General features: G+C 46.9%; 14 protein-coding genes. All 14 read left to right on the top strand.

Annotated features, from left to right (window positions below; all coding sequences use genetic code 11):
* Positions 1-177: 177 nt before the first annotated feature.
* The 14 genes from ACWKV5_RS11130 to ACWKV5_RS11065 all read left to right on the top strand — a co-directional run bounded on the left by ACWKV5_RS11130 (position 178) and on the right by ACWKV5_RS11065 (position 14,638).
* The gene (locus tag ACWKV5_RS11130; protein ID WP_483841302.1) at positions 178-456 is read left to right on the top strand and encodes a hypothetical protein; all 279 of its coding nucleotides are present in this window, start codon (positions 178-180) and stop codon (positions 454-456) included.
* 145 nt (positions 457-601) lie between these two features.
* On the top strand, positions 602-898 hold the full coding sequence (ihfB, locus tag ACWKV5_RS11125; protein WP_003369729.1) for an integration host factor subunit beta: 297 nt from the start codon (positions 602-604) through the stop codon (positions 896-898).
* A gap of 27 nt (positions 899-925) precedes the next feature.
* Positions 926-1,165 carry a lipopolysaccharide assembly protein LapA domain-containing protein gene (locus ACWKV5_RS11120; protein ID WP_483841301.1) on the top strand — a complete coding sequence of 80 codons (240 nt, stop codon included), beginning with the start codon at positions 926-928 and terminating at the stop codon, positions 1,163-1,165.
* A gap of 229 nt (positions 1,166-1,394) precedes the next feature.
* Entirely contained in the window at positions 1,395-2,471 is a 1,077-nt protein-coding gene (rfbB, locus tag ACWKV5_RS11115; RefSeq protein ID WP_483841300.1) for a dTDP-glucose 4,6-dehydratase, read from the top strand.
* Positions 2,468-3,361, top strand: coding sequence for a dTDP-4-dehydrorhamnose reductase (rfbD, locus tag ACWKV5_RS11110; protein WP_483841299.1), 894 nt, complete (start codon positions 2,468-2,470; stop codon positions 3,359-3,361). The genes rfbB and rfbD overlap by 4 nt, the downstream gene beginning before the upstream one ends.
* Positions 3,358-4,248, top strand: a complete 891-nt coding sequence (gene rfbA, locus ACWKV5_RS11105) for a glucose-1-phosphate thymidylyltransferase RfbA (RefSeq protein ID WP_483841298.1) — start codon at positions 3,358-3,360, stop codon at positions 4,246-4,248. Before rfbD ends, rfbA begins: the two co-directional genes overlap by 4 nt.
* Positions 4,249-4,282: 34 nt before the next feature.
* Positions 4,283-5,215 carry a glycosyltransferase gene (locus ACWKV5_RS11100; RefSeq protein WP_483841297.1) on the top strand — a complete coding sequence of 311 codons (933 nt, stop codon included), beginning with the start codon at positions 4,283-4,285 and terminating at the stop codon, positions 5,213-5,215.
* 349 nt (positions 5,216-5,564) lie between these two features.
* Positions 5,565-6,524, top strand: coding sequence for a glycosyltransferase family 2 protein (locus ACWKV5_RS11095; RefSeq protein WP_483841296.1), 960 nt, complete (start codon positions 5,565-5,567; stop codon positions 6,522-6,524).
* Positions 6,525-6,593: 69 nt separating this feature from the next.
* The gene (locus ACWKV5_RS11090; RefSeq protein WP_483841295.1) at positions 6,594-7,448 is read left to right on the top strand and encodes an ABC transporter permease; all 855 of its coding nucleotides are present in this window, start codon (positions 6,594-6,596) and stop codon (positions 7,446-7,448) included.
* Positions 7,438-8,808, top strand: a complete 1,371-nt coding sequence (locus ACWKV5_RS11085; protein ID WP_483841294.1) for an ABC transporter ATP-binding protein — start codon at positions 7,438-7,440, stop codon at positions 8,806-8,808. The genes ACWKV5_RS11090 and ACWKV5_RS11085 overlap by 11 nt, the downstream gene beginning before the upstream one ends.
* A gap of 6 nt (positions 8,809-8,814) precedes the next feature.
* Positions 8,815-11,331, top strand: coding sequence for an FkbM family methyltransferase (locus ACWKV5_RS11080; protein WP_483841293.1), 2,517 nt, complete (start codon positions 8,815-8,817; stop codon positions 11,329-11,331).
* A gap of 3 nt (positions 11,332-11,334) precedes the next feature.
* Positions 11,335-12,522 carry a glycosyl transferase gene (locus ACWKV5_RS11075; RefSeq protein ID WP_483841292.1) on the top strand — a complete coding sequence of 396 codons (1,188 nt, stop codon included), beginning with the start codon at positions 11,335-11,337 and terminating at the stop codon, positions 12,520-12,522.
* A 125-nt stretch (positions 12,523-12,647) separates the two neighbouring features.
* Positions 12,648-13,616: a UDP-glucose 4-epimerase family protein gene (locus ACWKV5_RS11070; RefSeq protein ID WP_483841291.1), complete on the top strand. Its 969-nt coding sequence runs from the start codon at positions 12,648-12,650 to the stop codon at positions 13,614-13,616.
* Positions 13,613-14,638: an MraY family glycosyltransferase gene (locus tag ACWKV5_RS11065; protein ID WP_483841290.1), complete on the top strand. Its 1,026-nt coding sequence runs from the start codon at positions 13,613-13,615 to the stop codon at positions 14,636-14,638. The genes ACWKV5_RS11070 and ACWKV5_RS11065 overlap by 4 nt, the downstream gene beginning before the upstream one ends.
* The last annotated feature ends 108 nt before the right edge of the window (positions 14,639-14,746 follow it).

Genomic DNA, 14,746 nt, shown 5'->3' with positions numbered 1-14,746 from the left:
TTTTTGTGCCTGCGATTTGATGGGGTCGCTGATGCTGTTTGGATGCAAAGGTTGCTTGTGAAACCAATATCCCCGATACGCTGTCTCTTTCTTTAATCGGATCAATCGTTTGTTTGCAGCTAACCTTTAGCTTGAAGTGAACGACAGTCGGGCAAGCCGCCCGGCCTAAGGAAGTGAATGAACAAGCTCATTGTCGTAATAGCAGTACTGACATTGGCGGGTTGCACCACTAATGCCAAGACTCACGTCGTGCGCGGGGTCAGTGGTATAGAGATCGACTGTTCCGGGCTGGGGTCCGGGTGGGAAAAGTGCCGCAAGCGCGCGGATAAGGAGTGTAAGGCGGCAGGGTATAAGGTCGTCGCAAGGTCTGATGACGCGAAGGATGAGGATGAATTCCCTTTTGGCTTTAATCCGGCGGGATACCTGACGCGGACCATGTTGGTTATCTGTCGGTAAATGGGGAGGTGTCGGGAGTCGGGGTTTTGTATGGCATCCCCGAGGCTTGAAAATATATGTGAAAACTCGGGCTGTTCAAATTCTTTCGAGCATGCTAAAACCTTTGAAGCGCTTTTCCTAGCTGCTTGAAAAAGAAGGGAAAAATATGACGAAGTCGGAGTTGATCGAACGAATTGTCACCCATCAAGGGCTGCTCTCATCCAAGGATGTGGAGCTGGCCATCAAGACCATGCTTGAGCAAATGTCCCAATGTCTGGCCACTGGGGATCGTATCGAGATCCGTGGGTTTGGCAGCTTCTCCTTGCACTACCGCGCGCCGCGCGTAGGTCGCAATCCAAAAACCGGTCAGTCCGTCAGTCTCGACGGTAAGTTCGTTCCGCATTTCAAGCCGGGAAAAGAACTGCGTGATCGTGTGAACGAGGATGAGGAGGAGGGGCTTTGACGGTCGCCATAATTCAAGGAGTTGCTCATGCGTAATGTTAAGCGCGTACTGCTCGCCTTGTTTGTGTTGTTGCTTGTATTGGCAATTCTGGCATTTGTTCTAGAGAATCAGCAGTCGGTTTCCTTGCTGTTTCTTGGTTGGGCGGGGCCACAGCTGCCAGTGTCGCTGGTGGTGGTTCTTGCATTGCTGGTCGGCATGGTCATCGGTCCGATGCTTGGCTGGTTTCTGGGGCGTGTTGCCCGGGCCACACGCAAGCGCCTGGTTTGATCCCGGTAATCGCATCACGCACGTCGATTTTGTCCCGCAGCTTGTCTATATCCATTAGTAAAACCTTCATTAAGCTGTAAAATGCTGCCCTTATCGGATAGTGGCCTATTCCCATATCGGTTCAGGCTGGCTCTGTCAGAAGCCTCGGCGAACGTAATGGCTTTTGCATTTATGGATTAGACAGTGCTCGGTTGGCGGCCCTGTCAGCAACTCAAGGGTATGGTTTCGCGTGAAAATTCTAGTTACCGGTGGCGCCGGGTTCATTGGCTCAGCAGTCATCCGTCATATCATTTCCAACACCACCGATTCTGTCGTTAACGTCGATAAGCTGACTTATGCCGGCAATCTCGAGTCCTTGGCAGAAGTTAGCCAGAACTCGCGCTATGTGTTTGAGCGGGTCGACATTTGCGATCGTGACCAGATGGATCGCGTCCTGCGTGAGCACCAACCCGATGCGATTATGCATCTGGCCGCAGAGTCTCACGTTGATCGTTCGATCTCTGGTCCATCTGAATTTATCCAGACCAACATCATTGGCACTTACACGCTACTGGAAGCTGCACGCCAGTACTGGGCTGCTATGGATGATGAGCGCAAGGGCAAATTCCGCTTTCACCATATTTCGACTGACGAAGTCTATGGAGACCTGGAAGGTCCAGAAGACCTCTTCACCGAAACTACGCCGTATCAGCCGAGCTCGCCCTATTCGGCAAGCAAGGCGAGTTCCGATCATCTGGTGCGCGCGTGGAGTCGTACTTACGGCTTGCCGACCCTGGTTACCAACTGCTCCAACAACTACGGACCATGCCATTTCCCTGAAAAATTGATCCCGCTGATCATCTTGAATGCATTGGAAGGCAAGCCGTTGCCGGTCTATGGCAAAGGTAACCAGGTTCGTGATTGGCTCTACGTCGAAGACCACGCCCGCGCGTTGTACAAAGTCGTGACTGAAGGTGTCATCGGCGAGACTTACAACATTGGCGGCCATAACGAGAAGCAAAACATCGAAGTCGTGCATACCCTTTGCGCACTGCTCGATGAGTTGCGTCCTGACTCCGCCCATCGTCCCCACGCCAGCCTGATCACCTATGTTCAGGATCGCCCCGGCCATGATCAGCGTTACGCGATCGATGCCAGCAAAATCCAGCGTGAGCTGGGATGGACGCCGGAAGAAACGTTCGAAACCGGTATTCGCAAAACTGTCGAGTGGTACCTCAGCAACACCGAGTGGGTAGCGCATGTGAAAAGCGGCAGCTATCAGCAGTGGATCGACGAGAATTACGCGGATCGCTCGAGCAAGGCATGAAAATTCTGTTGCTGGGAAAAAACGGCCAAGTGGGCTGGGAGCTGCAACGCTCTCTGGCGCCGTTAGGCGATTTGATCGCTCTCGATCGTCAAACGGTCGATGGCTTGAGCGGCGATCTGTCTAATCTCGACGCTCTGCGTGCGACGATTCGTCAGGTTAAACCTGACTTCATTGTCAACGCCGCGGCCTATACTGCCGTCGATAAGGCCGAGTCAGATACTGAGCTAGCCGATCGTGTGAACGGCCAGGCGAGTCAGGTCATGGCTGAAGAGGCCTTGTCCCTGGGGGCTTGGCTGATTCACTACTCGACTGACTACGTCTTCAGCGGGAAGGGGTCGGCGCCATGGCAAGAGACTGACGCTGTCGCGCCGGTGAACCGCTATGGGGCCAGTAAACTGGCCGGTGAACAGGCAATTATTGAATCTGGCTGCAAATACCTAATTTTTCGTACCAGTTGGGTTTACGGTGCTCGTGGCAACAATTTTGCGAAGACTATGTTGCGTCTGGCCAAGGATCGAGAAACCTTGAGTGTCATCGCTGATCAGATCGGAGCTCCGACGGGTGCTGATCTGATTGCCGACATCACGGCTCTAGCCGTTCAGCAGGTACAACTGCGCCAAGAGCTAGCAGGGCTGTATCATCTGGCGGCCAGTGGTGAAGTTTCGTGGCACGGTTATGCCAGTCATGTGATCAGCTTTGCTCAGGCCAATGGTGAGCAACTCGCCGTAACATCGATCCATCCGATCGAAACGACCGCTTATCCGACACCGGCTCGTCGTCCTTTGAATTCGCGTTTGAATACTCAGAAACTGCGTGACAATTTCTCTCTACACTTGCCGGATTGGCAAAGTGGTGTAACCCGAATGCTTAGGGAAGTTCTGAACAAATGACCACGACAAATCGTAAAGGCATCATCCTCGCCGGCGGCTCGGGTACACGTTTGCACCCGTTGACACTCGGTGTGTCCAAGCAGATGTTGCCTATCTACGACAAACCGATGATCTTCTATCCGCTGTCGGTGCTGATGCTGGCAGGTATGCGCGAAATATTGATCATCTCCACTCCGGAAGATTTGCCATGCTTCCGCAAGTTACTTGGTGACGGTAGCCTGTATGGCATCAAGCTGACTTACGCCGAACAGCCTAGCCCGGACGGTTTGGCACAAGCGTTTATCATCGGCGAAGAGTTCATAGGCAAAGACCCGTGCTGCCTGATCCTGGGCGACAATATCTTTTACGGTCAGCACTTCTCGGATAACTTGCGCTCCGCCAGTTCTCAACAGCACGGTGCGACCGTATTTGGTTATCACGTCTCGGACCCGGAGCGCTTTGGTGTTGTCGAGTTTGATGTGAACGGCCGGGCGCTAAGTATTGAAGAGAAACCGCTCAAGCCAAAGTCCAGTTACGCTGTGACGGGGCTGTACTTCTACGACAATAAGGTTGTCGAGATCGCCAAGAACATCAAGCCTTCCGAGCGAGGTGAGTTGGAAATTACCGATGTGAACCGCGCCTATCTTGAGCAGAAAACTCTTAATGTTGAAATGCTCGGCCGCGGTTTCGCTTGGCTGGACACTGGGACCCACGATTCGCTTCTGGAGGCGAGTCACTTTGTTCATACCATCGAGCAGCGCCAAGGTCTGAAAGTTGCTTGCCTGGAAGAAATTGCCTATCACAATGGCTGGATTACAGCCGAGCAGTTAGGCGCTCAAGCGGAAGCTTTGAAAAAGACTGGCTACGGTCAATATTTGGCGAAGCTTTTGATTTCCAGCGTGTATTGAGCACCTTTTTTCGTTCTTACGTGAGAAGCAGTCAGTGGTAAAGCCAAAAATTGCGGTGCTACTGGCTGCCTATAACGGGATGTTATGGATTGAGGCCCAGATCGATTCAATTCAAGATCAGGTCGGCGTAGACGTAACCATTTTTATAAGTGTGGATCCTTCTACGGACGGTACAGAAAAATGGTGTGCTTCCCTCTGTAAAAGAAACACGAATATCGTCTTGTTGCCTTTCGCCGGAAGCTATGGTGGCGCGGGAAAGAATTTTTACCGCCTGATTAGAGATGTGGAGTTTAGCGATTACGATTTTGTAGCATTCTCTGATCAAGATGATATTTGGTTATCTGACAAACTTAAGCGGGCTACTCACTTTCTGCAAAGCGGGGTGTGTGATGCTTACTCAAGTAGTGTTACCGCTTTCTGGCCAGATGGGCGAAGTTGCTTGCTGAATAAAGCCCAGCCGCAGGTTGCGTGGGACTATCTTTTCGAAGCTGCAGGACCTGGGTGTACGTATGTTTTCAATAAGCGCCTGGCAGCGGGTATAAAAAGTACGTTGTGCGATAGCTGGGAAATCATCCAGTCAATAACGCTACATGATTGGTTTTGTTATGGTTACGCGCGCGCTAATAATTACAAATGGTTTATCGATTCTCAGTCGGGTGTGCTTTATCGTCAGCATTCGAATAATCAGGTTGGTGCCAACGTCGGGTTGAAATCCCTTGCCTCTCGTTATAAGTCAATCAGAAGTGGTTGGTGGTTCTCTCAAGTATTATTGATGGTGCAAGTTTTCAATAAAACGAATAATGCTTTTGTAAAACGCTGGATAACGCTAGGCGCGCCCCAACTACTCTACTTGGCAGCTCAGGCTCACAAGTGCCGACGTCGTTATCGAGATAGAGTGCTATTTATTCTCATTTGTTTTGTGAGTATTTCCGCTCGATTTGGAACATCAGATAATCCAGTGAAATAGCCCCCCAGCCTGCCCTCCGTTTTTTTGCCGGGACGGTGGGCAGAGTGCCACCCTTTTGTTCTTCTACCAACAACTTGGTATCCTTAGCGAGCCGCTGGGCTGCTGCTAAATTTTTGATTTGCGCATCCACTTTTCAGGTCCGTCCTACGCGACAGCGGGCTTTGATTGATGGCAAGTGGCTATTAATCAAGGGGGGGAGTGGCTATAATTGCGTATTTATGTGTATCTCTCCGTGCTTCCGAGCGGGAGAAATTTCAGAATCAAACTCTAGCTCGATGAGCAAGAGAATTGTAGGGAGCTGTGTCGAGTGACAAGCCGTTTTACGTCTGGCTCTCAAAAGAGTTCGGTTATGCCCCAGGAAGGGAAAGGTAACCCGTCGTCCGCTCGATTAGATCACGTTACGATTATGCTCTGTACCTTCAATGGTGAGCGTTTTTTGGCGAAACAACTGGATTCAATCGCAAATCAAACACATTCGAGATGGACGGTCGTGGTATCCGATGATGGTTCCTCGGATGCAACACTCGATATTTTACGAAGTTACCAAACCCGCTGGGGCCTCGAAAAGCTCAAAATTCTTGGTGGGCCTCGTAATGGTTTCGCACAAAATTTCATGTCTCTTGTGTGTGATCTTGCGGACGCATCAGATTATTACTCCTGGGCGGACCAAGATGATATCTGGCATGAAGAAAAAATAGCAAAAGCCTTGGAATGGATCAAAACTGTACCTGATAACGTACCTGCACTTTATTGCGGGCGCACCAAAACTATTACAGCAAGCGGCGAGTCGATTGGCGAATCGCCGTTATTCAAACGCCCGCCATCATTTAATAATTCTTTGGTTCAAAGCTTAGCGGGGGGGAATACGATGGTATTCAACCGTGCAGCTCAGCAGATACTAAAAAACATTGGCAGGAGTTTTTCAATAGTCTCCCACGATTGGTGGGCATATTTAGTGATTTGTGGTGTTGGGGGCATCGTTCATTATGATGAGCGGCCGTTTGTGTGCTACCGGCAGCATGGCACTAATCTTGTCGGATCCAATTCTGATTTATATTCCCGTCTGAAGCGTCTAGGTATGATGTTTAGCGGCCGTTTCCAGGAATGGAATAAAAATAATATTGCTGCTTTGGAATCGATGGAGTCATTATTAACTACCAGTAATAGGTCGATACTTGAGGACTTTAAGCGCGCTCGAAATGGTAGTGTCGTTAAGCGGTTTTTGTATTTGAAGCGATCTGGTGTGTATCGGCAAACAAAGTTAGGAGGCTGCGCGCTAATGCTAGCGGTATTATGCAATGCAATCTGATCAGGTGGTACTTGCGGTTATGTGCGACGTTAACTCATGCTTAAAATATCCAGATAGGAAGGGTCGGTAATGACTCAAGTACACATAAGCACGAACCCTCATTCGGCTCATTCGATTTCGCCTGCAGTACTTATTAAAAATATGTGGCGAAATAAGCAAATTATTTCTCAGATGACAAGGCGTGAAGTCTCTGGTCGGTATAAAGGCTCCGCCTTCGGCTTGCTGTGGTCACTTTTTAATCCGATTCTGATGCTTGTTGTCTACACATTTGTTTTTTCTGAAATATTCAAAGCTCGGTGGGGTGGGGCGGGTGGAGACGATAGTAAGACTCAGTTTGCGGTAGTACTGTTCGTCGGTATTATAGTGCTGAATTTGTTTTGCGATGTAATCAATAGGGCGCCCTCTTTAATAGTCGCCAATGCCAACTTTGTAAAAAAAGTTATTTTTCCTGTAGAAATACTTTCTATAGTAACAGTGTTTGCAGCGTTGTTTAACAGTTTGATAAATGTAGGCGTCCTTCTCGTGGCGCTTCTTGCGTTCAATGGGTATGTCCCATGGACTGCTGCGTTCGTTCCTTTGGTTATGCTTCCTTTGGTGATCTTGATTTTGGGATTGTCATGGTTTCTTGCATCTCTTGGTGTCTTCATCCGAGATGTTGGGCAGACTGTAACGATTGTTACAACGGTATTGATGTTTTTGTCCCCGGTTTTCTATCCCCTGGATGCTGTTCCAGAACGCTTCCGTCATTTTATTCTATTAAATCCGCTAACGTTTATTATCGAGCAGTGCCGAGCGGTGCTTATATGGGGGGAGTTACCCGATTGGAAAGGTCTGTTGTTGTACTTTGTGGCGTCGACGGCGGTCGCGTACATTGGGTACGTCTGGTTCCAAAAGACTAGAAAGGGGTTTGCAGATGTCCTCTAATGACTATGCCATACGCGTAACTGATATCAGTAAATTCTATGAAGTTTACGCCAGTCCACGGGATCGGTTGAAACAGTTCTTTCTGCCTATTTTGCGGAAAATTTTCCGTCAATCTGGTAAGCAATACTACAAAGAATTTTGGGCTCTTAAAGACGTATCTTTTGAAATAAAAAAAGGCGAAACGGTAGGAATTATCGGTCGAAATGGAGCCGGGAAATCTACACTGCTTCAGATTATTTGCGGCACGCTTCATCCTTCACAAGGAAGTATAGAAACCAACGGCCGGATTGCAGCCTTGCTTGAGTTGGGGTCGGGGTTCAATCCCGAATTTTCGGGAAGAGAAAACGTTTTTCTAAATGCTGCCGTTTTGGGGCTGAGTCGTAAGGAAGCCGAGTCCCGATTCGACGACATAGTAGCGTTCTCCGAGATCGCCGATTTTATAGATCAACCCGTAAAAACATATTCCAGTGGAATGTATGTTCGTCTCGCTTTTTCGGTGATTGCTCATGTAGATGCTGATATCTTGATTGTTGACGAAGCGTTGGCGGTTGGTGATGTTTTCTTTCAGCAGAAGTGCATGCGTTTCTTACGAGCTCACCAGGAAAAAGGTGGCACCGTTGTATTTGTAAGCCATGACACCAGCGCCGTTGTAAATTTGTGTGAGCGAGGAGTGCTTCTAACAAAAAATGGCCCGCCGATCGTGGATACAACAGATGTTATATGTCGAACATATGTAAAAGATCTTTATGCTGAAAAAGACATACAGAATATTGTAGGTGAAGAAGATACCGATCATCTGATCTTACATTCCTCTGACGGCAGCGCCGAGCATTATAATGCAAGTGAGTTGCCGGAAAACGTAATCAAAGTTTCTCCTTTCAGAGATCAGGCTGAGTCTTTTGGAAACGAAGGAATAACAATTGTTAACGCTTGGTTTGAAAATGAAATGGGGGGCCGAGTTAGTACCTTGGCAGGGGGGGAGTCCGTCAGATTCAATATACTTGCGAAGGCCGCCAAACATATTAAGAATCCTGCCTTTGGCATCATGTTAAAAGATCGATTGGGTCAGTATGTATTTGCAGAGGGGACCGACCTCGCTTTCCGTAACTCGGGATTGAGTGTCCGTCCAGCAGAAGAGGTAAGAGTGAGCTTCTCCTTCAGAATGCCGATTCTGATCCAGGGTGATTACTCTTTCAATATTGCAGTTGCCGACGGAGTAGGTGATGAGCATATACAGCATCACTGGTTGAATGACGCTATGGCCCTGCATAGTTTGAACAGTCGATTGGTTCATGGAATATGTGGTTTTCAGGATCTTAATATGAATATAGTTATAAGTTCTGTCGCCGGCTCGGAGTGAATTGAAGTGATTTCCACTAAATACGGCAAAATGAACGTGATAGCCGCAGACCAAATTGTTTCTCACTCGTTATCTCTTTATGGGGAGTGGGCGGGCGACGAACTTGATTTTTTGAGTAAACTTATCAAGCCCGGAATGAATGTGCTTGATGTAGGTGCATTTATCGGTACCCACACGCTGGCGTTTGCTCAGTTTGTAGGCGAAAGCGGGCGCGTTTACTCATTTGAACCGCGCAGGGAAATCTATCAGGTACTTTGCTCTAATATAGTTGCCAATCACTTAACGCATGTTACAGCATTCAATAAGGGGCTCGCGGAAGCTGCGGGCTACATTGCCCTTGAAGCAATTGATATTACCGAGTCAGTAAATTTTGGCGGTCTGTCGATAGACAATCTTATACCTGAAGAAATTAACAACGTCTATCAGGTCGAAATTTCCACAGTTGATTCATTGGACGTGTCTACCGTTGACTTTATAAAGTTAGACGTCGAGGGAATGGAGCGGCGTGTCCTGGAGGGCGCGATTAAAGTGATTGAAAAAGATCAACCCTTGATCTTTTGTGAATGTAATTCGTTATCCTCTGGTTATGAAATTTTTGAATTCTGTCAGCCGCTAAATTATCATGTGTTCAGTATGTTGTCGGCAGCCTATAATCCAAATAATTTCAATAGCGTATCTAATAATATATTTGGTAGTGGCAAAGAGGTTTCGCTGCTGCTGGCCTCCACCTCAAGCGTTCAAACTCTCGAGTTGGAAGGTTTCGAAGGCCTTATTGAACTGAGGAGTCTAGAGGACTTCGTTTTACCTCTGCTGCATAAACCACAGTATGCTCATGAGGTGCTGGCTCATACGCATCCCGCGGCAAAACTTGGTATACATTACCCTTCCCCTTTGTCTGCTCAACAAATTTCGGATAATGAAGAAGCTCTAGATGAAGCAGAGAAGAGTGATGCCGCGTTAGTCAAAGTTTTGTGGCAACGTGATGCTGAGATAGTTGAAAAGGAGAATGAGTTAAAAACTTTAGAATCCCAGATATGTGAACTAAGTAAAAGGATCGATTTTCTGTCTGTCGATGTTGAATCGCGAAAGCAAGAGATCTATTCACTTCATTCAGATATACAACGACTTCTTGCATCGACGTCTTGGCGCATGATGAGACCTTTGCGACGTATCGGTCGAGCTCTTTTTAAAGTTAAAACACTTTTCAGTACATTATTGAGTTATGGCGAAAAAAACCCAGGTCTGAGTGGCCAGATTAAACTTTTTAAAACCATCTGGAACGAGCTTCGTAATGGTGGTTTGCCGTCGTTGAAGAATAAATTTCAGATGTTTCGCCAAGCAGAAAGCTCGCCAGTTAAAAGTGCTAACGTGGTAGCTAAACAGCAAGCAAGCGAGCTGGAGCAGCTTAACAGCATGCTGGAGCATTCGGAACTTTGTATTGATACAATCATTTTTGACCATAATGGAGGCGGTGGGTCTAATACATACACTGCCGAATTGATCTCCGCTACTATAGTTGCGGATATGTCTGTTTTAAGGGTTTATTGCTGGGATGGAGACTGGTACGTTCAGCTTCGGAATAGTCTGTCGTCTGATAACAGCATCTATATATCGCCCGGCCTTGATGAACTGTTCGGCTGTCTCCGCCATTCTGGTGCCAAAAATATAATTATCAATTCTCTATACGGCTATAAGCGTATTGAGGAAGTGATTGATCTGGTTATAGCGCTTCAAGGTGAGTTTGGAAGTTCTTTGGATTTCAAAGTTCATGATTTTCATTCTCTTTGCCCGTCTCCGCACTTGTCTAACTACGAGCAGAAATACTGCGCCGTTCCCGTGGATCATAATGTTTGTAAGCAATGCCTGCCTAGAAATTTGAGCTGGTACCATACTTGGTTTGATAAGAGCGATATGGCTGTTGATATTGATGTGTGGCGCAGGCCCTTTCAGCGCCTATTTGATGCATGTAGTGTGGTTACCTGCTTTGATAGCTCTTCCATCGATATTTTGCGAATCGATTTTTCTATTGATCAAGAAAAATTTAAGGTGGTGCCTCATGCATCGCAGCACTTTCGCTGTGCAGAGAAGACTGATATTGCGAACGCTGTGAGTATCGGTGTCATCGGCACTCTTTCTCATATCAAGGGTGGGAATGTTATAAGTGAATTGTGTTCCTACATTGATCAACAAAAACTGCAAGTCCCTGTAAATATCATTGGTGAAAGCTATACTCAGTTACCCCCTAGCGCGATAATTCATGGGCGCTATTCTCCCAGTGAGTTGCCATCGCTCATAAATTCTCTGGGTGTGAGCGTTGTATTTATGGCGTCTATAGTTCCTGAAACATTCAGCTATACGATTTCAGAAGCAATAGAGATGGGAATGCCGATTGTAGCGTTTGATATAGGCGCTCAAGGAAGGCGGGTTCGAGAATATCGCCTGGGCAAGGTAGTGCCCGTCGGTGCGTCGCCCGCAGAGATACTGGCCGCCGTTAACTCTATTCATCAAGCTGCGAAGGAGTAAATCATGCTTGTCTATACTTCCATTACTAAAAGTTATTTGCCAAAAGCTCGAGTACTCGCAAAGTCGGTCAAGAAGTTCCATCCTGACTGGACGTTTGTTTTGCTTTACTCCGATGATCTTCCAGTAGGATTTGACTTGGCTGCAGAGCCATTCGATGAAGTGTTGACTATAGAAAATCTTGGGATTCCCGATTGGAAGCGTTGGGCATTCGGCCATACGGTTGTTGAGCTATGTACGGCAGTCAAAGGCACTGCGGCAGAAGTTATGGCGCAGCGTCCCGGCGTAGATAAGATTATGTACCTTGATCCTGATATCAAAGTATTCAACTCACTAACTGTACTTGACGATCTTTTAGATAAGCATGAAATTTTACTCACACCTCATTTGTTGGATATGGAGTCTGACGTAGCTTCGATTTGTGATAATGAGCTGTCTGCGTTGAAACACGGTGTTTATAACCTGGGTTTCTTTGCCGCGCGCACAAATGGTCAGGGTTTAGGTTTTATTCAATGGTGGGCTAATCGACTTCGCCTGTTCTGCCGTGATGATATTCCAGCAGGGATCTTTACAGATCAACGCTGGTGTGACTTGGCCCCGGCATTTTTCAGCGGTTTACATATAGTAAGAGATCGTGGCTGCAACGTGGCAACTTGGAACATTGCGCATCGTCCTTTGAGCAAAGATGATAATGGTACCTTTCTGGTTGCCGGTGTCCCACTTCGCTTCTACCACTTCACTGGTTATGACAGCGGTGCGGGATTTGGCATGCTAGCGCGTTATGCATCAAGCCAGGCTGTGGCTCAAGAGTTGTGGGATATATATGCGAAGGATATAAAAGCAGAAGGTCAAGGGGATGTAGCCCTCAAAGGTTGGTATTTTGGCCAGTTTGATAATGGCGAATCTATCCCAGCGAAAGCTCGTCGCCTTTATCAGCAAAGAGTTGATGTGCAAAAAGTCTTTCCTTTTCCTTATCGTTCAGAAGAGCCTAGCTATTTTAGTTGGTGGAAGGCCGAAACGAAAAGTGGTATGAATCAACCTGTGGATAGTGGTGTAGGTTCTCCAAGTGTCGGCAGCTTGGTTAAGCAAAGTTTGATGTCGCGGGAAGTTGCGGCCCAAAACGTCAAGGCGGTGATTCGGGTACTCAAGCGAGATGGTGTACTTGGTTTGATAAAGAAAATAATCGCTCGATAGTTTTATGCTTTATTGGGGCGCTGTAATAGATCATGATTGAATCATGCTATTACGGCGTTCTATAGATTTATGGGGGCTACCCAAGGCGAACATATTTAAGCATTCTAACTTGGATCTAAAGTACGATGAAACGAACCAAAATTCTAGTGACCGGCGCGTCGGGACTTGTTGGTTCAGCACTCGTTACGAGCTTGGCAAAGTTTTCTCGATATGATGTGGTCGCGGCTGTTAGATCTAATGGTGTAACGTTTCCGCCTAATATTACAATGCGTACAGTCGGAGGTTTGCGTTCTGATACTTCATATCGTGGGGCTTTGGCTGGTGTCGATGTGATAGTGCACGCTGCCGCTCGCGTGCATGTAATGAATGATCAGGAATCCGATCCTCTCGAAATGTTTAGGTTAGTAAATGTTGGGGGTACAGTTAACTTAGCTCTTCAAGCTGCAGAGTGTGGCGTTAAACGGTTTATTTTTATAAGTTCTATAAAGGTTAACGGTGAGAGTGGGGGAAGTACTCCCTTTACGCCGGAAGATCCTCCTGCACCTTCTGATCCTTACGGTATTTCCAAGTTTGAAGCCGAGTCTGCATTGCTAAAAATTTCTGAAGAGACCGGGATGGAAGTAGTAATTATTAGACCTCCATTGGTATATGGTCCTGGAGTAAAGGCAAACTTTCTCTCGATGATGAACTGGTTAAGCCGAGGTTATCCTCTACCTTTCGGAGCGATATTCAATCAGCGTAGTTTTGTTGCAATAGATAATCTTGTTGATTTGATTCGGGTTTGTCTTGAACATTCAAACGCTGCGAACGAGATTTTTTTGGTTAGTGACGGAAATGATTTGTCTACTACCGAATTACTCCGTCATTTAGGACGCTCCTTGGGAAAGCCAGCGAGACTTGTCCCTGTTCCTGTTTGGTTGATGAAAGCAGTTTTAGTTTTATTGAGAAAGCGCTCTCTTTCTGTTCGGTTGTTTGATTCGTTACAGGTCGATATTAGTAAAACAAAAAAATTACTCTGTTGGGCTCCGCCCGTTGATGTGGATAAGGCTTTGGATTTGACAACTGAGCATTTTCTTAAGGGGCATAAATTATGAATGTTGGATGGTCAGTACTATTTGTTTTTTTGATATCTTTTTTTCTGACTATGCTATTACGGAAATATGCGCTTTCAAAAAGTCTTATGGATATACCTAACGAGCGTAGTTCACATGCGATTCCAACGCCGCGCGGGGGAGGTCTGTCTATAGTTATAGCGTTTATATTGTCTTTGTTTTTTATGCAGTGGTGCCAATTTATATCATATGAAACGATGTTGGCCGGAGTCATAGGTGGGTCAATTGTTTCGGTAATCGGCTTCATGGATGATCATGGTCACATTGCTGCTCGTTGGCGTCTATTGGCCCATGCCATTGCCTCTATCTGGATATTGTTTTGGGTGGGCGGTTTTCCATCAATAACACTAGGTGGAGTATTATTTGATTTTAGTTGGTTGGGACAGATTCTAGGCGTTCTTTATTTAATATGGATGTTGAATCTATATAATTTTATGGATGGCATTGATGGAATTGCAGGTGTTGAGGCCGTTAGCGTATGTTTGAGCACATGTGCACTGTATTGGATCGCCGGAGCTGAAAATCTGATTTGGGGACCGCTCCTCCTTTCCGCTGGTGTGGCTGGATTTCTGTTCTGGAATTTCCCTCCGGCTCGTATTTTTATGGGAGATGCCGGAAGTGGATTTCTTGGGCTTATGCTTGGTTTGCTTTCTCTTCAAGCCGCTCGAGTTGCGCCTGATTTTTTTTGGGCATGGCTTATCCTGTTGGGGGTATTCATTGTCGATGCGACGGTCACTTTGCTACGTCGCTTGATCCGTGGAGAAAAAGTTTACGAAGCCCACAGGAGCCATGCTTACCAATTTGCGTCACGTAAATCAGGTGGCCATATGCCCGTAACTATCGGCGTAGGGCTTATCAACATTTTTTGGTTATTACCCTTAGCACTTTTTGTTACGTGTTATGGGCTCGATGGTTCTGTTGGATTGCTCATCGCCTATGCGCCATTAAGTGTGCTTGCATGGAGGCTCAACGCCGGTGGGACAGAGCTGAAGGGTGACGCTTGATGATTTTTCATTCGAATGATTCACCAAGTGATGGAGCCAAACGGAGTTTTGGCTTGGTTAAATCAATGGAATCGACCTCTCATTATCGGTCCCCCGCGGCTGGTTCGC

Source organism: Pseudomonas oplopanacis (assembly GCF_057128725.1).
Note: the sequence above shows the minus strand (reverse complement) of the source record. Positions and strands in the feature narration are given on the sequence as shown.